We start from the raw sequence: 20,143 nt of genomic DNA, 5'->3' as shown, positions 1-20,143 counted from the left end.
TGTTATAATTTATAAAAAAAGTGGCTTAATAATAAAATGCCAAATTTTAAGATAGGAGAACAAATGGCAAAAAGACAAAGATCATTTTTTGAACGTTTATCAGAGTTAAATGATAATTTTGATGAAAAAAATAAAAAATTAAGCAGAAAGACAAAACGTAATTGAATCAATTATACAATTTTGGGTTCTTTAGCAACTATGATTATAACTGGTATTACAGTTCCCTTAGTTATCAATACTACAAAAGTAAATTATATTGAACCAAAAAAAGATAGCGAGAATGCTTTTGTTTTTAATAATAATTTAAATATTTCAATTGGTGATTTAACAAAAAAATTACAAACAAACGACACAGACTATTCAAAACAATTTGATGATACTTATAAAAAAGTTATTTTCTACATGTATGAAAAGGAAGTTTTAGCTTCAAAACAATACCAAGAAATTGTTAATAGTTCACTTAGCAATAATGAAAATGCAAATTTATCAATTGAACTTAGTTCACTAGACAAAATTAAAGAAAATCAGAAAAAGAAAATTAACGATCTTAAAAATAATTTAAAAACAACGTATGGATATTCAACATGAGAAAATGTTTATAAAGAAAGATTATTAACTGATGAGTATGGAAAGAGTACTAGTGAAGAAGATGCAATTGAATATTTAACATTTAAAGAAATTGAATCAACTGCGCTTAGATATTCCGAAGTAGAAGTAAAAACCGTAAGCTTAGATTTTATTAATAAAACAGCTAAGAAAACAATTTATAAAATTGATGCTAATGGAAATCCTGTAAAAGACGCAAATAACCAAGCAGTTGTTTTATTTAACCAAGGTGATAAAGTATTTCCACACTTTAAAGAAGGTGTAAATTACTTTATTCAACCCAGCAATCCAACTCAAGCGACACTTTTTCAAACTAAATCATATATTACTGATTTAATCCCTGCTGATAATGTAATTAGAAATTACTTTAATAATAACAATGTTTTAATTCCAACTTCAGTTTTATTACCTGGCGTTGTTAATTCTGATTCTAGATTTGGTTTTAGTTTAACAGATACAACTGCTCGTCAAAAATATATTAATAATCTGAAATATTCAGTTTTAAAGGACGGAAATTCTAATATAAAAGTAAGTCAAAATATTGATTTATTACTTAATTTTAAAAAACCAAGTGAATATGGACTTTATACCAATAAAGACCAAACATTAGATGCCTTTAAAGAAGAAACTTCAAGATATAAAACATATTTAAGTGCATTAACGCTAACTTCAGATAGTTCTTTAGGTTTCTTAGGAACTTCAAGTATGAGCGACTTAATCAATAATAATATTGATCTTTCATTTGGGACAATTGCAAATAATTTACTTAAAAACTCAAATAATTTTAAAGAAATTGATTTAAAACAAGTATTTAGTATGCCTAGTGGTTTTAACCCTAATGTTGAACAAGAAATTGCTAATTTGATTAAAGAAGCACAGGATTTAGCAACAAATGCAAGTGAAGGTAATCAAAATGATAGGTTCAACTTAATTTCTAATAAATTGGAAGAAGCAAACTTATTAATTGATCGTTACTTTGCACAATTAACTAGTGAACAATTTAATGATGTTATTAAAACAAAATATAGTGATGTTTTTGCTATTAAAGTTAATAGCAATACATATAATTCTTTAGTTTATAAAATTAAAGATAAACAAGAACAATCTTTAATTTTAACTCCTGGTGGAATAGCAATCTTTGCAAATGAGCATCTTGATAAAATTGGGAAGTTTAAAGAATATATTACTAATGATTTAGTTAATATTGCTGGTGGAAATGCTTCATACTTCAAATTTGATGAAAAATTAAATGCATACAAATCAAAAGAATTATTAGTATTGGATAAATTAAATGACCTTGAATTTGTAAGTTGGTTATTAACACAGAAAAATCATGATAATAACATATATACCAATGAATTGATTAGTAAATTGAAAGATGAAGTATCATCAGTTAGAAATGGTCTTAAATTAAAAAATGAATTAACTTTATATGAAAAAATTGATACATATATTAAAGACAAAGTTAATTCACTCACAAATCTTAACTTTAAAAATGTAGATGGAGTAGTTAGAGTTGCTTATTTAGGATCTGACAAAGCATCAGTAGAACTAAATAACTCTAAAAATGCTTTTGAGTTAGCTGAACAAGAATTTCAAAAGTATTTTGAGAAAGGAAATAACTAATGAAAGCACTTAAAAAATTATTAACTTTTTCAACTCTTGGATTTATTCCTGTTGTAGCTGTAGCTTGTGGGCGGGATGTTAATACTGATAAAAAAATAGCTCAAGATAAATTATTTTCAGGTCAGAATGTTAAAGATGTTGTGCAATCTTTATGGCTAGATAACACCTTAAAATCTTTATATAGTGTTTCAGAATCTGAAAATATTAATAATCCTAAATATAAAGAAGATGCCTTCCAAGCTTATAAAACATTTTTAAAAAATCAATTCCAAAAAGATACTAAATATCTTCCAAAACAAATTAGTGATTTATTATCTAAAGGTTTAATTAATCAAACTCAATATAATGATTTAAAAAGTTTGCTTAATTCATATTATCCAAATATAACAATGGAACAATTCTTGATTCTTTATAATATTAAAGAATCAAAGGTTAAATTAACTGTTGAACAAAATTTATTAGTTAATAAATATCTAACAATTTCTAAAAAAGAAGATTTAGAAAAAGTGTATGCAAGCCAGTATCAATCAAGAAAAGATGATTATGATCTAAATAACTTCATTTTAATTGATTATTTAGTAAATAAAAGACTTACCCAAACTTGAACACATTCAAGTACTAGTGAAAATGATTTATTTACTTCATCTGTAAAAACAATCAATAAAATTGCCGATTATACTGCTATATCTCTTAAATCATTTGATGCAAAAGAAGTAGCTAATGATGATGTTTTATTTTCTAATAGGGAATATGAACGTAAAATTGGCGGTTATAAAGGCTTAGAGGCTTCTTCATTAAATTTTAATTTTGAATTAAATGCATTAAAGAATAATACAACTGAAACACTAGCTAACGGATTTTATGATTATTCTAAAAAAACCTTAATTAAAGTTAATGACGATGAAACATTAGTTGAAGCTTTACCAATTACAAGTGGGAGCAACTCTATTTTAGTAACCTATGTTAGTTGGTTATTGCCTCTAGGCAAGGATTATGAAATTGAAAATCCTAAGCAAGAAGAACGTAGTGAAAAACCAACGATTAATGTTAAAAAATTAACCTTAGAAGGCACCTATTTAATTAAAGATTTAATTAAATTAACTACCGCATTATATGATTATGATAATAATTTATTTGAACAAGCTGTAGACGCTTTTGTTAAGCTTGGAAATAAAATTAAATTAACAGTTGAAGATGAAAATCTTAAAAAAGCTATTCAAGGATTAAAATATGCAGAATAAGAGTATTTTTACTCAAATTATCGAAAGAAAAATACCTGCGAATATTGTTTATGAGGATGAAAGAATAATTGCTTTTTATGATATTAATCCTGTGCAACCAGGTCACTTTCTAGTTGTTCCTAAAGTAACTGATGAGAATATTTTAAAAAATAATGAAGAAGATTATGTATATCTAATGTTAATGGCTCGTAAATTAGCTAATAACTATATTCAAGAATACAATTGTTCAGGCTTTAAATTACAAGTAAATACTGGAAAAAGTGCTGGGCAAGTAGTTTTCCATACCCATGTGCATATTATTCCCTATAAATAACAAAACCAGCTTTTAATAAGCTGGATTTGTTAAAAAGTATATTGTACTAAATTAAAGAAATAAGTTAATATTTTCATGTGAACTTTACTACTTTGCTAAAAATATTATTTATGTATTAAATATTCAAATTTAAATTAAAATAATTCAAACAAAATATAAGAATTAATTAAAATAGCAACAACAATTAGTTTGTTGCTATTTTGCTTCTTTAAAACCTAACAATCTATCTCTATAATATTCATATTGTTTTTGTCTTAAAGCTATTTCAGCTGGTAAGCCTTTAGTCAAATCATTTGTTAAGTCCGAGAAATTATCTAATATTTCAACTATTTTGTTTTGGAGTTGAAGGGGTGGGATAGGAATAATAAGATTATTGACAACTTCCATCGATAAGGATGGAATAGTTGTACCATATTTTGCTTCCATTAACTTATCTTGATTATTCTTAATTACATAATATAAATATTTATAATTAAGAATATCACTACATTCTTGGATTACGTATAAATGTGCACCTGCTCAAAACTTTGAGTTTTGTCATTGAACAAACCCTGCTGATCCACCTTGAGCTATAGTGATTTTATTTTTATTAAAATTATATTCATGTCAATAACCAGTAGGATTTACACCACCATTTATAACTGGATATCCGCTTGTACTTAATAAAGTTTTATTAAGCTGCTTTCCTTTTGATACTTTTGCAACATCACTAAGTTTTTGGTATTTAACCCCATACCCAAAACTAACGAGTTCAAAACCAAAGACATATTCAAATAATTTGGTTAATCCTGAATTATCTTCTCTCTCTCTCTCAATATCATTAATATTAAATGATAATAAGAGATCTCTATAATATTTATATTGTTTTTGTCTTAAAGATATTTCAGAAGGCAATCCAATTTTGAGATCATGACAAATTTGCTCAAAGTTGTCTAAGACTTCTGCAATGCGGTTTTGGACTGGAAGAGGCGGAAGGGGAATTTGAATACCGGCCATGACATTACTCATTAGTTTGGGATTACCCATTCCGATATTTACATGTTCTTTTGTACGGATGGATAATGCATAATATAGGTATTTTATATTATCATTTGTTTTAAGATCTAATAATCCACAAATATTAGTAATATTAAATTTCCCATTACGATAAAATACAGTTCCAGCATGTGCTCCGTCTGTAGTCCATGTAATATACTGCCCATCGTATTGGTACGTATTAATTTTACCAAGTTCACCATTATTTTCAGTTTGTGATGAATATACTGGATATTCTCCTGGGTTATCTCTAATATAATTCTTAGAGATAACAATTCCCCTGCTTAATTTGAATAATTCATCAATTCTTTTATACTCAACGTTAACTTTTGAATCATCAAAAGTTAATAATTTATCGCGATAATACTCATATTGTTGCTTACGGTATTTGAGTTCTGTGGTAAGTTCTGTGGTAAGTTCTGTGGTAAGTTCTGTGAAATTATCAAGAATTTTAACAATTTCATCTTGGATCGCGCGGGGCGGTGTTGGTATTTCAAAGTTTCATAATATAGGTAATGTTATATATGGTATTGCAGAATTTTTTATCTGTTTATTTGAAATGTATTGTTTAAAGTAAGTTAATAAGTAATACTTTATAAATTTAGGAGATATTTCATTAAAATTAAATAAAACATATGTTCTTTGTTCGGCGTTAAACTTACCGTCATAATATTTTATATTTCCAACATTTACACCATTACCACTAATGATAATTGCCTCAGTATCAAAAGCATATTTATCAATTTTAAACGTTTGCATGTTACATGTAAAAAATGGATATTGGCCATTTTCATTTTTCTGCCCAGTTTTCAATTTACCTGTTGTTATTGAACACAACTCTTTTAGCAGTCTATTTTCAACACCACCTGGACATAATTCTTTAATTAACTTCTCAATTTTATTCATAATGTTTCCTTTAATATATAATAAACCAATTTTAACAGAAAAATCTTTATATCTAATATACTTAAAAAGATTAAGAATATGCAAAAAACTTATATATTATAAATCTTCACTAATAATCTTATATATTTTAAATGCTTAATATTAGGGCTTAAAAACCCCAAACTAAAAATAAAGCTCATTCATATTTATGAGCTTTATTTTTTAGGCATTAAGCTGATGTTTCAGCGTTTCTTTGTTGTCTTCTTACGTCTCTAGCGTGTTCTTTAGCTAATTTTTGTCTTCTTTTTTCAAGACGTAATTTATTTTTTAATCTTACGATTTTACGCATAATATGCTCCTTGTTCTATCTACATTTTTTATTATTTTATAATATTTTTAAAATTTACTTAAAAATATTTTTTATTTATTCGATTCCATTCTTATTTTTGAAATTTAATTTAATTGGACAACCATCAAAATTAAATGATTGTCTAAGTTGATTTTCTAGAAATCTTTCATAAGAAAAATGAACAAACTTATTATTATTTACAAAAAAGGTAAAGGTTGGAATTTTGGCAAGTTCTTTACGGGCGTAATATATATTTAAGCGTCCACCATTAAAGGGCTGTGCTGGTTGAATGCTTTGGGTTTCTAAAATAAGAGTGGATAATAATGAAGGTTTAATATCTCTTTCTAGGTTTGCCCTAACTTCGGTTAGTTTATCAGCAAGCTTATTTATTCTTTGGTTGTATTTAGCGGAAATAAATATAATTGGTACTCAAGGGACGAAATGAAATTTTTCACGCAGTTTTTTTTCGTATTGAGCCATTGTATTAGTTTCTTTTTTAATTAAGTCTCATTTATTAATTACAATAATAATTGGTTTATTATGATCTAAAGCATAACCAATTATTCTTGAGTCAAAATGAGAGATTTCAGGCTGAGTTGCATCAATTGCTACAAGTGAAAGATCTGATTCCATTAAAGAGTTCATAGCCCTTAATAAAGCATAGTGATCAACACTTTCGACTAATTTAGATTTCTTTGTAATTCCAGCTGTATCAATAACCCTATAGCTTGTGCCATTGATATCTACAATTGATTTAACACTATCTCTTGTAGTTCCGGGTATTTCGGACACAATTGAACGGTTTTCATTTGTTAAATTATTAAGAAGTGAACTTTTGCCAGCATTTGGTTTACCAATAATTGCTAGACTAAATAATTCTTGATCATCAGGTTCAGAAAAATCTAAATACTTCATACAAGCATCTAAAACTGAACCGACACCTTCACCATGTAATGCAGAAATAGGAAAGATTTCATCAACACCTAGTGCATATCAACCATAATCAAAATCTTGATTTGCTTCTAATTTATTGGCAACGGCAATTATGGGTTTGTTACTTTTTCTTAAAGTATTCATGATGAAAAGTTCATCATTTGAAATTTCAGTTCTTCCATCAAAAATAAATAAAATTACATCAGCTTCTTCAATTGCAATTTTAGCTTGAATTTGAATTTGTTGTTGAAATGGTTTGTTTTCAATTTCAATTCCACCAGTATCAATTAATTTTATTTGTTCACCAGATCATGAAATTGTTTCGTATAAGCGATCCCTGGTTACACCTGGTTCATCGTAGACAATTGAAATCTTTTTACCTATAATACGGTTAAATAAAGTGCTTTTACCAACATTTGGTTTTCCAATTATTGCTACTGTATTTTTCATTAGTTAATTGTTTTACTTTCTACAATTTTTAAAATTACATTAAGTAATTCTTCGAGTGTTAAATTTGTACAATCTATAAAGGTAGAATCATGAGTTTTATGCAAAGGATCTATTTCACGATTCATATCTTGTTCATCACGTTTTTGAATATCTAACAAGATTTCATTAAAATTAACATTATACATGAGCTCTCGGTTTTGTTCTATGCGACGGTGAGCTCTTTCTTCGGCGGAAGCTCATAGAAAAATTTTAACTTCGGCATGAGGCATAATTTTAAAGGTAGTATCCCTACCATCAATAATATAACCTTTATTTTGATTTGTAATGGTTTTTATTTGATTCACTACATAATTACGAACTTCTGGTATTTTAGCTATATTTGGTGTTACTTGCGAAATATAATCTGCTCTTAGTTTAGTTGAAACATCAACTCCATATAGCTGTACTTTATCATTTTCTAGTAATTTAATCATTCCGTTTTCTAAGGTTTTGATTACATTTTGTGCATCACGAGTATCAATACCCTTATCAATAACATTTTTAGTAATTGCCCTATAGATGCTTCCGCTGTTTATAAAAGTATAGCCCAAGATTTTTGCTAATTCCTTTGCTACTGTGGATTTGCCTACACCACTAGGGCCATCAATTGCAATATTTACTTTCATCTATTCTCCTATTTCTTGTTTATATTATATATAACTTTTTTTAGTTTGGCAAAATATAAAAAATAAAAAGTTATAAATTATAACTTTTTTAAAATGTTAACCCCTTTAAATGATCAGCAAGATCCTTTACGGTTATTTGGATTTTATTGGTTTTATTAATTACTTTTACTGAAGAGATTAAATAAACCATAATTATGTTTTTAGGCGTTTGGGGCTGATCAAAGGTTGGTATTTTACTTGGTAATGATAAACCAAAATAAATTGTTCTTTTGATAAGGGTTTTGAAAAATAATTTCTTGCCAAAACTAAGCATAAATGTACTATTTGAAATATAATTGTCAAAATTAATGATTTTATCAGGTCCATATCGTCTAAGGGATTGCTTTAAGACATAATAACTTTTTTCGGCTTGATCAAAATCAATAACTGCTTGTTGTGCAAATTCTATTAATTCTTCTGGTCGAATTTCATCTTTTGCTTTAATTTGAGTTAAATAATAAATTATTAAACCAATTGTTATTAAACACGCAACAACTAGTATATAACTAGTAATCGATTCACTACTTGTTATTACCTTATATTCACTGCCGGAACTGTCAATTCTAATTCCTTTATCGTTTGTTAAATATTCGCCTACTGTAATTATTTCTAGTTGGATTAAAATAGTGTAAGCAAGAGCAATTAGCAGTAAAATAGTGGCAAAAGCCAATGTTTTTAACATATTTTTTTGGTTTGCTTTATAAACACTTTCGTTAAAAGTCCAAAGACGATATTTAGTAACTGAAATACCTAATGATGTTGTTAATGCTATAAAAAACATAGCGAAAGCTAAATGTCCTGTATTACTAAGATTCATAATACATTAATTATAACAAAAGAAACTAAGATATTTAAACATGTAATTTTTAAATTTTAAAAAACAAGTTAAAATATATAAAGTATTTTATATGGAGTATAAATGAGTATAACAAATGACAAAATAATAATTGCTGGTGCTAGAGAAAATAATTTAAAAAATATTTCTTTAGAAATTCCAAAAAACAAACTAGTGGTATTCACTGGTTTAAGTGGTAGTGGCAAAAGTTCATTAGCTTTTAACACAATTTATGAAGAAGGTAAGCGCAGATATGTTGATTCTCTAAGTTCGTATTCGAGAACTTTTTTAGGCGGAACCAAGAAACCAAATGTTGAAAAAATTGATGGATTAAATCCATCAATTGCTATCGAACAAAAAACTGTTCATAATAATCCTCGTTCAACAGTTGGTACTGTTACAGAAATTTATGATTACTTTAGACTTTTATATGCACGCATTGGGAAAGCATATTGCCCTAAACATAATTTAGAAATTACATCCCAGACTACTAAAGATATTTTAAATTCAATTTATAAATTAGGAGAAGGAACTAAGTTAATTATTTATGCTCCTTTAGTGGATCGCGATAAAGGAACTCATATTAATTTACTTGAAAAATTAAAAAATGAAGGTTATTTACGGGCAAAGATTAATGGAGAAATTTTAAGTTTACGGGATAAAATTGAACTTGATAAAAACCATAAACATACAATCGACTTAGTTATTGATCGGGTAGTTTTAAATGAAGCAAATTACAACCGTATTTCAGAAGCTATAAATATAGCAACTGAAAAAAGTGAGGGTATTATAAAAATTGAAAATGTTGAAACTAAAGAAATTTTCAATTTTTCTAAATTACATTCATGTATTCACAAAGATTTCTCAATTTCTAAAATTGATACAAGATTATTTTCATTTAATGCACCTTTTGGGATGTGTGATAATTGTAAGGGTCTTGGTTTTGAAACAAGAGCATCTGTTGATGCTTTAATTCCTGAATCATGAAAAACTATTGGCAATGGAGCTATTAAATATTTTGAAAACTTTATCAATACTCCTAATTTAGAATGACAAGAATTTAAAGCTTTATTAGACCATTATGAAATTTCACTAGATACACCAATTGATGAAATTCCACAAGGTAAACTAAGATATATTCTTTATGGTTCAGATGTAGAAATCGAATATATGTTAGTTTCTTCATCTAATAATAAATACCGTAAAAAGCAATTTATCGAAGGAATATTAACTAAAATTGAAAGATTGTATTTTGAAACTGCTTCTGAACACCGCCGTGACTATCTTAAAAAATATATGAGTTCAGTTACTTGCAATGTATGTAAAGGAGCAAGGTTAAATCAAGCTGCTTTAAGCGTTAAAGTTGATAATAAAAATATTTATCAAATGACTAAATTATCAATTTCAGATGCTTTAATTACTTTTGAAAATTTAGTTAATAATCTTGATGAATATAGTAAAACAATCTCAAATATCATTACAACTGAAATTATTAATCGTCTAACTTTTTTAAACAATGTTGGTTTGGATTATTTAAGTTTAAATCGAAGTGCTGAAACTTTATCAGGTGGAGAAGCACAACGCATTAGATTAGCAACCCAAATTGGTGCAAATTTAAGTGGTGTTTTATATGTGCTTGATGAACCTTCGATTGGCTTGCACCAGCGCGATAATTTGCGATTAATTGAAACTATGAAAAAGATGGTTGATTTAGGAAATACTTTAATTGTAGTTGAACATGATGAAGATACTATTTTTGCCGCAGATCATATTATTGATATAGGACCTCATGCTGGCGAATCAGGAGGTGAAGTAGTTGGTCAAGGAAGTATTGAAGATATTATTTCTAGCGAAAGATCAATTACAGGGAAATATTTATCTGGTGAATGAGAAATACCAATTCCTGTTTCAAGACGTTCTGGTAATGGTAAAACAATTACTATTAAAGGAGCTAAAGAAAATAATTTAAAAAACATTGATATTACAATACCTTTAGGAAAATTAGTTGGTGTAACTGGTGTGTCTGGAAGTGGCAAAAGCACATTAATTAATGATATTTTAGTTAATGGATATAAACAAATGCAAGGTATTGCTGAAGGATTAAGCCATAAAAAGGCTGATTTCAAAAACATTGATGGATTAATCAATGTTGATAAAATTGTGCAAGTAAACCAAAGCCCAATCGGAAGAACTCCGCGCAGTAATCCAGCAACATATACTGGTGTTTTTGATGATATTCGTGAAATTTTTGCTAATGTTGAAGAATCACGAATAAGAGGCTACACAAAAGGGAGATTTAGTTTCAATACTCCAGGTGGACGATGTGAAAAATGTAGTGGTGATGGTTTTTTAGTAATTGAAATGCATTTTTTACCTAACGTATATATTACATGTGATCAATGTGATAGTAAACGTTACGATAAAGAAACCTTAGAAATTAAATATCAAGAAAAGAATATTAATGATGTTTTAGAAATGAGCGTGGATGAAGCAATCGTTTTCTTTGATTCTAAAATTAAAATTATTGAAAAATTAATGTTTTTACAAAATGTTGGTTTAGGATATATTAAATTAGGGCAAATCTCAACAACATTATCTGGAGGCGAAGCGCAAAGGGTTAAATTAGCAACTCATTTACAACGTAAACCTACTGGAAAAACAATTTATGTTTTAGATGAACCAACTACTGGATTACATAGTCATGATATTAAAAAATTAATCGAAATTTTCAATCATATTGTGGATAACGGAGACACAGTAGTTGTTATTGAACATAATTTAGATGTGATTAAATCTTGCGATCATTTAATTGATTTAGGCCCCGGTGGTGGAATTCATGGTGGTAAAATAGTTGCTACAGGAACTCCTGAACAGGTGGCCAAAAATATTCATAGTTTTACCGGTCAATTCCTTGAAAAAATATTTTCACGAAATCAAAAATAAATATTAATAACTTGTATAATAATAACATATTGTAAAAATCGAGGTCATATGAATAAGAAAAAGAAAGTGAGCGTTGCTGAATTAATTAAATTTTTTGGTTGAAAGGTTTTAAATGATCCTGCAACTAAAATTAATTATAATTATATTTATCAACCAGCTATTAAACGTGTTGGTTTGGAATTAGCTGCATTTTTAGCTTATGATCGCTTGAAAAATAATGTTATTTCTTGGGGGACTAGCGAATCTTTATGATTTCAAAAAATAGGAAAAAATGCATCAATTAGAGCTATTGATCACGTTTTTAAATTACAACCACCTTTGGTAATTTTATCAAGAGGTGTGGCCAAACCAGCTTTAAATTGAATTATTGAATCTGCCAGTAGATATGGAGTACCAGTATGTCAAGTTAAAATGAGTTCTTCATTACTAACTTCAAATGTAGGGTCATATCTTAATAACCACTTTTTAGATGAAACACAAGTGCATGCTTGTTTAGTCTTAATTGGGGGAACTGGTGTTTTAATTATTGGTAATAGCGGGGTTGGTAAATCAGAAGCGGTATTAGAACTTATTCAACGAGGACATGTGTTTATTAGTGATGATTCTGTTTTAATTGGTGATGGAGGTAATATCTTTATAGGTCGCTCCCCCAGAATCACTGAACATTTACTTGAAGTACGCGGAATTGGGATGATTAATGTAAAACATATTTATGGAGTTAAATCTGTTGCCAAATCATCTGTAATTGATTTAGTTGTTGAATTAGTTAAAACTGATAAACAATACGAATTTGACCGCTTAGGTTTAGATTTTTTAAAATATCCAATCTTTGGAAGATATATCCATAAAATTCAAATTCCAATTAAAGAAGGCGGTTCAGCTGCATCTTTAATTGAAACTGCTGTTGGATTTTATCTTTCAAAGCGGGATGGTTTAAATGTAATTAAAGAAATAGAAAATAGGAGGTTAAAAGAAAATGAATAATTTAAATGGACCTAGTTATGTTCCTGAAGTAGCATTTCGGGAAGGGACCCCAAGTATCTTATTTACCATTGGTTCTTTTCAATTCTATACATATTCATTAATGATTATGTTAGGATATTTAACTGCTATCTTAACCATTTTTTACTTCTGAAGAAGGGAAAAAATGAATATTGAGGTTTTATACGGGCTTATCTTGATCACCATACCAATGGGGATTATTGGTTCACGTCTTGGGTTTGTATTTGAGGAACTTATATATGATAGTGAACCTTTTAAAGGGTCCGCTTGGTATGCCATATGAGATGGAGGTCTTAGTATCCAAGGTGGAGTTTTCTTCACCATTATAGCCGATATGACTTATGCTTATACTAAGAGGCATCTTGTTGATATACGTAAAGCAACTTCTATTATTATTCCAACTATTTTAGTTGGGCAGTTTGTTGGGCGGTTTGGGAACTATGGAAACCATGAGGTTTATGGAAAAATTGACTGAACTGGAGCTAGCTCTATAATTTTTGGTAAAAGTTTTGCGGATAATATGTATATTGCCGATGCTTATACCGATTCTTTAGGATTAGAAGGGGCTTATAGATATCCATTATTCTTATATGAAGGTTTAGCAAACTTAGTTGGGTATTTAATCATCGTATGAATTTTTAATTTATTTTGAACATTTAAACCAGGCGCAACAGCCGGATTATATTTATTATGATACGGTGTTGTGCGGCTTGCCTTAGAACCACTAAGACAAGAATCATATTTATTCTATTCTATTGTGGCACTATTATTCGCATTATCAGGAAGTTTTATCTTCATTTACTTTGCTTTCTGATCACGTGTAAAATACGTCACAAATGTTAAATATAAAATTTTTAAACATTATGAATATAAAAATCCTGAATATTACTATGCATATGTAAACATTAGTTCATTTAGTAATATTTTCAAAAAAGTATTAACATATACAGTATTTAAGTAGGTATTAATGGAAACAAAAACAACATTTGATTTAGTGATTATTGGTGGTGGACCTGCAGGTTTAAATGCGGCTTTATACGCTTCAAGAGCAAATTTAAAAGTAGCATTTATTGAAAAAGGTGCTCCAGGAGGTAAACTATCACAAACCAATAAAGTAGAAAATTGAATTGGTACAGAAATTATTGATGGTTGGGAATTAGCAACTCAATTTATGGATCATGCTACTAGTTTTGGTGCCCAATATAAATACGGGGAAGTTGTTGAAATTGTAAATCACGGTGATTTTGACAAGGAAGTTAAATTAGCGGATGGTTCTTCAGTATATGGAAAAACTATTTTAATTTCAACTGGAATGAAAAACAGAGAGCCAAGTTTTATAAATGGGTATCATGAATTTTTACACCGTGGAATTAGTTTTTGCGCAATTTGCGATGGTCCTTTATTTAAAGGTTCTCCGGCATTAGTTTTAGGTGGAGGAAATTCAGCTGTGGAAGAAGGAACCTATTTAACAAAAATAGCTTCACATGTTTATTTTGTAATACGTGAAAAAGATTTTACAGCTGAAAAAAAACTCGTTGAAGATCTATATAAAACTTCAAATATAACTATTTTTAAGGAATCACAAATTTCTTTATTAACTGGTACTAATTCCTTAGAAAAAGCAGTTATTAAAAGCTTGATTGACGGAGCTGAGCAAACTATTGAAATTGCATCATTTTTCCCTTATATTGGAATGGAAGCAACAACAACCTTTGTTAAAGATTTAGATATTTTAGATGAGCGTGGTTTTATTATTACAGATGAGAACATGCAAACTAAAGTTAAAGGAATTTTTGCAGCCGGAGACATTCGTCAAAAAGAAATTCGCCAAATTGTTACTGCCGCTTCTGACGGAGCAATTGCGGCTAAAAAAATCTCAGATTTACTTAATTCACTATAATCAAAAATATGCGAAATTTATCGCATATTTTTTTATAATCAGTTTGGTTCCAGTAAAAAAGTAACTAAAAAGATATTTATAAAGCCTTAGATGTTTGTAATTAAAAAACCAAAAATCTGTAATTTATAATATAATTATATTATATTTGATTTATAAATAAGTAATAAAGGAGAAATAATGTTAAAACGTAAACAAAAATTATTCTTATTGATTGGTTCAAGTGGACTTGTGTTTACTGGTGTTACCACAACACTTATTGCACAAACACAAACTACAACAGAGCCATTTAAATTTAGAATTGATACGGAGGCTACTCCAAATTTTCAAGCTGAAAAAGTTGATCAAACTAATTCAAAAACTAGTGCAACTGATTATAACTTACCTAAAGCCAAACAAGAAGAAAAAATAGTGGCCCCACCTGTCGAAGAGACACCACCACAAACTATTTTTAATCCAATTATTAAAGATCCAGAAAAAGAAAAAGAAAAGGAGCAAGAAGTTTTACCACCTTCAGCATCTGATCCAATTGAAGATGCACCAAAGAAAGATGTGGAAATACCTCCAACAGTAGTTCCTGAACCAGAACCTGAAAAACCTATTAGAGAAACTCGCAAAATCAAAATTGAAGATATTGAATTTGAAGCAGATATTCAAACAATTCCAAAACGTCAATATGAACAATCGGACGTAGAAAAAGGAATAACTAATCGGATTCCATATTATGCTGAAATTACTTTTGATGTTATTAATGTAAAAAATGCCTTAACTGCTGAAAATATTGCAAAGAGTACAGGTGCTGCACAAAGCAAGGCTACAAAAATAGGAGCATATACAACTCCATATATTAGTTCATTGCAAGACGATAGAGATATCGAAGCAAAACAAGCCCAAATTGCGAAGGATGGCAATGTATCTGAACACTTTGGTAATTTATGGTTTAGATACCATATGCTTTTAACTTCGAAAGAAAATGTTAAACAATATCTTTTAGATTCAGTTACAGATGAACAATTAGATAAGTGATGAAATATGAAAGAGACATTAACATGACCTAGAAGCATCGGCACTGAAACCAGAGAACTAGGTAAGATGTTAATCTTAATGCATATTGATCCTAAAAAAATTACTAAACTATCTCAAACTGAAAAAGATAGTTTAGCAAATGGTTATATTATTCCTGAATATGGTGGTGATGTTTATGTTAATGCAAATGGTGAATGAACATCATCAACTCATGAACCAGTTGTTAATACTGTTCAAGCTGAATATAAACGTAACAACCAAGTTTACCGTGTTATGGGTAATAACACATGGTATTGAAGAAGTTCTGAAGATGTGCTGTTAGGTAAATACCATAACTGAAACAAACGTGATATTACAGAACAATTTAAATCTGAAGGTTTAGATATTCCTGATCGTGGTATATCAATTAATGAATATACTAGAATTGAAAAAGTTGAAGGTTCTGACCGTGAAAAAACAGTTGTGGTTACAATTGATGTTGTACAACCAGATGCATACAAAAAAGCCGAAAAATTAATCGCTGATTTACAAGCCAAAGGTAAAGAAATCACCGGATATAGAATTATGAATATTGGTAAATCAGGGGCTGATCAAAACATGGATAAAATCTTTGCGGCCTTACCTAAAAAACTTCCATTATTAGAACTATTCTTTGAGTCTAAGAATACATCTGCTTTAAAATACCTTAAAGATAAGGAAATTGATGAACTTTCATTATTATCAAATAATAGATTAAATGTTAATGCTGACGATTGATCAATTAACCCATGAGCTTTAAATAAAGTTGCATGAGTTAATATGGCTGATTATAACACAACATTCTCAACTGATCCAAACCAACCTCCATTTTACTCACGGATTACCTTTGATAATTTAGCATTTGACGCAGAAGATTACAAAACACTTGGTGATTGAACAATTATCAATAATGGACTAAGAATGGCTTATTGAACAAGAAATAATGAAAGAATTTTCCAAGGAGCTTGAGGACCAGGATTAAAACCTGATCGTAGCAGTGATGGAAATTCATACCCTATGGGTGTTGATTTTTCACGGATTCCAACTATAAAAACTTTAAGAGGTATGGAATTTCATGATATTACTAACAAACAAAAATCGACACGTAAACTAAACAAAATTAAACTATTCAATGATGGTGCTGTATGAGAAGTTAATACAACTGATTTAAATGAAGCACAATTTGATGATATCTTAGCAAAACCAGTTGTACCTATGGAACCAAGACCTAAAATTACCTTTAGCAATGGTAAAAATACAAAAAGCATTAGAATTCGTCCAACACAAAACGTTCAAAACTTAAATAGTGACGGATTAAGACACTTAGCAACTTTAATTGAATATTCAGATGGTACATTTAACAGACAAACTCAAATCATTGTTACCGATGGGGCCGTTGCCCTTTACAACACCTTGAAAAATGCAGGTTATAACGTAAGATACACCAGCACTGAAGATGAATTTGAAATTGTATAATTAAAGGAGAAAAACAAATGAAAAAAAGATTGATACTAAGCTTAGCAAGTGGTGGAATTTTATTTCCAGTAGTTGCTATAAGTTGTGGGCAAGAATCAAAACCCACCCCTTCTGATCCAGTTGCTGCTTATAAACAAAGCCATGCTGACATTTTAAGCAAAACTCAAGAAACAGTTGTTGTGGCTGATGAACCAAAAGTTACAACAGCATTAACTGCTTATAATACTTTAGATGCAAATATTAAAACATCTTTAACAAGTGAAAAAACATTACTAGATCAACTTAATTCTAAAATTGTAGAACTAAAACAACAAAACCCTACCCCTCCTGTTCAACAACCTCCATTATCGAGAGAAGAAATTACCCAACAAGTAAATTCTAAATCATTAAATGATTTAGGAACACTATATTTTGAAGTTGAACAGCAAACTTCAAATGGGTTTACCTTTAGCCAACGAATAACAGATTTTTCTCAACTTTCTATGTCGCAAGCTTTAAATGCTCGTTCTGGGTTTGCTCCAAAAGATGAAAGAATTCTTTCAACTTTACTAAATGTTCGACTAGCTGATGATAGAAGTGGATTAATTGCTTTTATACAATTCGGCAATGGAGAAACTAAACAATATAAATTAACTGGATTTGCAGAAGAAAATGGTTATAATAGCCAAGGTAGATTAGAAACTGAAGAAGAGAAAAAAGCTCGTGAAACAACTCAAACTCAATATGCAGTTGAATATAATAATGTTCAAAAGTATGATTATGATTTAAATAATATTCAAAGAGCACTTGATTCTAATGCTTACCAAAGAAATTTTACAACTAATAATGAAGCAAAAGAAAAATATAATAAAGTAGCAAAAGAATTAAATATGCTTGATTATGATACTGCATCCAAATTTGGGTTTGTTATTCCTAAATATGATGCTTCAGGAAATGTATCTGGTCTAGATGTTCCGACCAGGGGACCACGAAGCACCATACATTGATATGACCACTATAAGACTTCTGCTCCAAGTCCACAAAGAAATACAGGTTTACCGAGAAAATTAGTTAATGATAATTATGCTGAAGCAGCACTACAGTCATATTTACTAAGTTTTAGAGCACCAATATTTACTAATGATGAAGCAATTCAAATTAAACTTGAACAAGCTCTAGAAGCAGTAGAATTTGATATTTATAAAATGGCAGATTTATTAGATGATAAAACTGCAGTTGCTGAAATTAAAAAGCGTTTAGATGATGATAAGGTTTCAAATAGAACAGGTAAGAATACTGAAGCTGTGATTGCTGCAGTATTTAAAGATATTATTACAAAGTTGGAAGCAGAAGGCGGGGGTGATCCTGCTAAAACTGAGGAAATGTATAAAACTAAATATACTCCATTTATTAAAGAACATTGGCAGAAACTTTATGATGCTGTAGATTCTAAAAAAACTTTTTCACAAGATATCTTAACTCGTTTAAAGAATGATATTAATGAAAGAACAGTTCGTGATTATGAATCATTTAAAAATTACAAAAATAGAGCTAAATCTAAAGTTGGTAATGCCGGAACAGCATGAATTTTAGACTATGAGAAAAAAGATGATAATTCATATCCAACTAAATGGTATTTTGCAACTAATTACCATGTTATAAATGGGTGAAATGAAAAAACACTTGATAGCATCCGTATGGATATACTTGGGCGAACTGACCAAAAACACATCTTTAATGCTATAAAAGTTTTAAGCATTGAAGATAAATTCAATAAAATAGATGTTAACAAAAAAGCCTTTAAAAATATCTTTGATGGCCGTAATGTTTTAAATACTAGTCCATATACTCTTTCAAAAGATGATACTGTTAAAGATAAAGAGGAGTTTATTGATTTTGCAGTTTTTGAAATCGACTTTACTAAATTTGAAGATAAGGATCGTAAAATTGGTGAAGAAATAAAATCCCCACAAGATTTTGCTAAATTCTTTACTAATGATTATGCTAATTTAGATGATAAATTAAAACTTAAAGTTCCTAAATACGATTACGTAAATGATTTTGATAAAATTAACCAACCATTACTTGCCAAACCTGGATCACCTGAAGCAACTAAAGCATATGATAATTTATACGTTGTTTCATATCCAAAGGCTCGTCAACAAGGTTTTGAAGACTTTTATTTAAATGAATATACTGATGCAGATCAAAAAGCCGTTTTAGCATCAACTCATACTATGTGAACTAATGCTTCATCTACTTGATATGATGTATCTTCACCTAATAAATCAGATGAAAGAACCGTTAAACGTCTTGAAAAAGGTGGAACGTTATCTCATATGCTTAACTTAAGACAATTCAAAGATAAACCTGGTGTATATGATAACTTCATCGTTGCTCCACGTTCATCGGGAGATAAATATTTAGAATCACATGATGATAAAAAAGAATATGTAAGCAGCGGTATTGGTATGCTACTTAAAAACTTTGAAGTTGGTGGTGGAGCCAGTGGTTCAGCAATTAGAAATCAAAATAATGAAATCATGGGTATTTTAACTACAGTATTCCAATTTTCAACTACTTCAGCAGGGGTTGCAATTCGTTCAAATGGATTTGACTATAAAGGTCTTTATGGAACCTACAACTTACCACAATATGATTTAGTTTATGGTGGCGGGAAAGATCAAAGTAATTCATACCGAGAAGCCTTAGTTAAACTATATCCAAATTCAAATATGAAAACAAACTTAATGCCTGAATCTATTAATAAAGTTCCAACAGGCTACGAATTTAATAAATAATATAAAAACTATATGCAATTTACA

General features: G+C 29.1%; 13 protein-coding genes. 9 read left to right on the top strand and 4 right to left on the bottom strand.

All coding sequences use genetic code 4. The annotated features are described in order from the left end of the window. Window positions 1-63 precede the first annotated feature (63 nt). From AC0B4T_RS04135 to hinT, 3 genes are read left to right on the top strand one after another with little or no spacing between them, the layout of a single operon-like run. Window positions 64-2,232: a HinT-interacting membrane complex protein P80 gene (locus tag AC0B4T_RS04135; RefSeq protein WP_465103250.1), complete on the top strand. Its 2,169-nt coding sequence runs from the start codon at window positions 64-66 to the stop codon at window positions 2,230-2,232. Then, entirely contained in the window at window positions 2,232-3,473 is a 1,242-nt protein-coding gene (locus AC0B4T_RS04130; RefSeq protein ID WP_465103249.1) for a HinT-interacting membrane complex lipoprotein P60, read from the top strand. The genes AC0B4T_RS04135 and AC0B4T_RS04130 overlap by 1 nt, the downstream gene beginning before the upstream one ends. Further along, window positions 3,463-3,786 (top strand): histidine triad protein HinT, encoded by a 324-nt coding sequence (gene hinT / locus AC0B4T_RS04125; protein ID WP_465101857.1) that lies wholly within the window; start codon window positions 3,463-3,465, stop codon window positions 3,784-3,786. The genes AC0B4T_RS04130 and hinT overlap by 11 nt, the downstream gene beginning before the upstream one ends. Before the next feature lie 195 nt (window positions 3,787-3,981). Here the strand turns inward: hinT and AC0B4T_RS04120 are convergent, their stop codons facing one another. The 4 genes from AC0B4T_RS04120 to AC0B4T_RS04105 form a co-directional block, all read right to left on the bottom strand. Next, entirely contained in the window at window positions 3,982-5,727 is a 1,746-nt protein-coding gene (locus tag AC0B4T_RS04120; RefSeq protein ID WP_465103248.1) for a restriction endonuclease subunit S, read from the bottom strand. Window positions 5,728-6,130: 403 nt separating this feature from the next. After that, window positions 6,131-7,438, bottom strand: coding sequence for a ribosome biogenesis GTPase Der (gene der / locus AC0B4T_RS04115; RefSeq protein ID WP_465103247.1), 1,308 nt, complete (start codon window positions 7,436-7,438; stop codon window positions 6,131-6,133). After that, window positions 7,438-8,103, bottom strand: a complete 666-nt coding sequence (gene cmk / locus AC0B4T_RS04110) for a (d)CMP kinase (RefSeq protein WP_465103246.1) — start codon at window positions 8,101-8,103, stop codon at window positions 7,438-7,440. Before cmk ends, der begins: the two co-directional genes overlap by 1 nt. An 88-nt stretch (window positions 8,104-8,191) precedes the next feature. Then, window positions 8,192-8,959 (bottom strand): hypothetical protein, encoded by a 768-nt coding sequence (locus AC0B4T_RS04105; protein ID WP_465102032.1) that lies wholly within the window; start codon window positions 8,957-8,959, stop codon window positions 8,192-8,194. Between the two features lie 102 nt (window positions 8,960-9,061). Here AC0B4T_RS04105 and uvrA point away from each other — a divergent pair, with 102 nt between their 5' ends. The 6 genes from uvrA (at window position 9,062) to mip (ending at window position 20,119) form a co-directional block, all read left to right on the top strand. Further along, complete coding sequence (uvrA, locus tag AC0B4T_RS04100; protein WP_465103245.1) at window positions 9,062-11,920, top strand: excinuclease ABC subunit UvrA; 2,859 nt, start codon at window positions 9,062-9,064, stop codon at window positions 11,918-11,920. 48 nt (window positions 11,921-11,968) lie between these two features. After that, the gene (hprK, locus tag AC0B4T_RS04095; RefSeq protein ID WP_465103244.1) at window positions 11,969-12,904 is read left to right on the top strand and encodes an HPr(Ser) kinase/phosphatase; all 936 of its coding nucleotides are present in this window, start codon (window positions 11,969-11,971) and stop codon (window positions 12,902-12,904) included. Further along, a complete protein-coding gene (gene lgt / locus AC0B4T_RS04090; RefSeq protein ID WP_465101148.1) occupies window positions 12,897-13,883 on the top strand; it encodes a prolipoprotein diacylglyceryl transferase in 987 nt (328 codons plus the stop codon). Before hprK ends, lgt begins: the two co-directional genes overlap by 8 nt. 6 nt (window positions 13,884-13,889) lie before the next feature. After that, complete coding sequence (locus tag AC0B4T_RS04085; protein WP_465103243.1) at window positions 13,890-14,822, top strand: NAD(P)/FAD-dependent oxidoreductase; 933 nt, start codon at window positions 13,890-13,892, stop codon at window positions 14,820-14,822. A gap of 177 nt (window positions 14,823-14,999) precedes the next feature. Further along, entirely contained in the window at window positions 15,000-17,339 is a 2,340-nt protein-coding gene (locus AC0B4T_RS04080) for a putative immunoglobulin-blocking virulence protein (RefSeq protein ID WP_465103242.1), read from the top strand. Between the two features lie 17 nt (window positions 17,340-17,356). Continuing rightward, on the top strand, window positions 17,357-20,119 hold the full coding sequence (gene mip / locus AC0B4T_RS04075) for an Ig-specific serine endopeptidase MIP (protein WP_465103241.1): 2,763 nt from the start codon (window positions 17,357-17,359) through the stop codon (window positions 20,117-20,119). Window positions 20,120-20,143: the final 24 nt, after the last annotated feature.

The sequence above is a fragment of the Mycoplasma sp. 10961 genome, assembly GCF_055523525.1.
The sequence above is the reverse complement of the archived record's forward strand: the minus strand, read 5'-3'. Positions and strand labels throughout refer to the sequence as shown.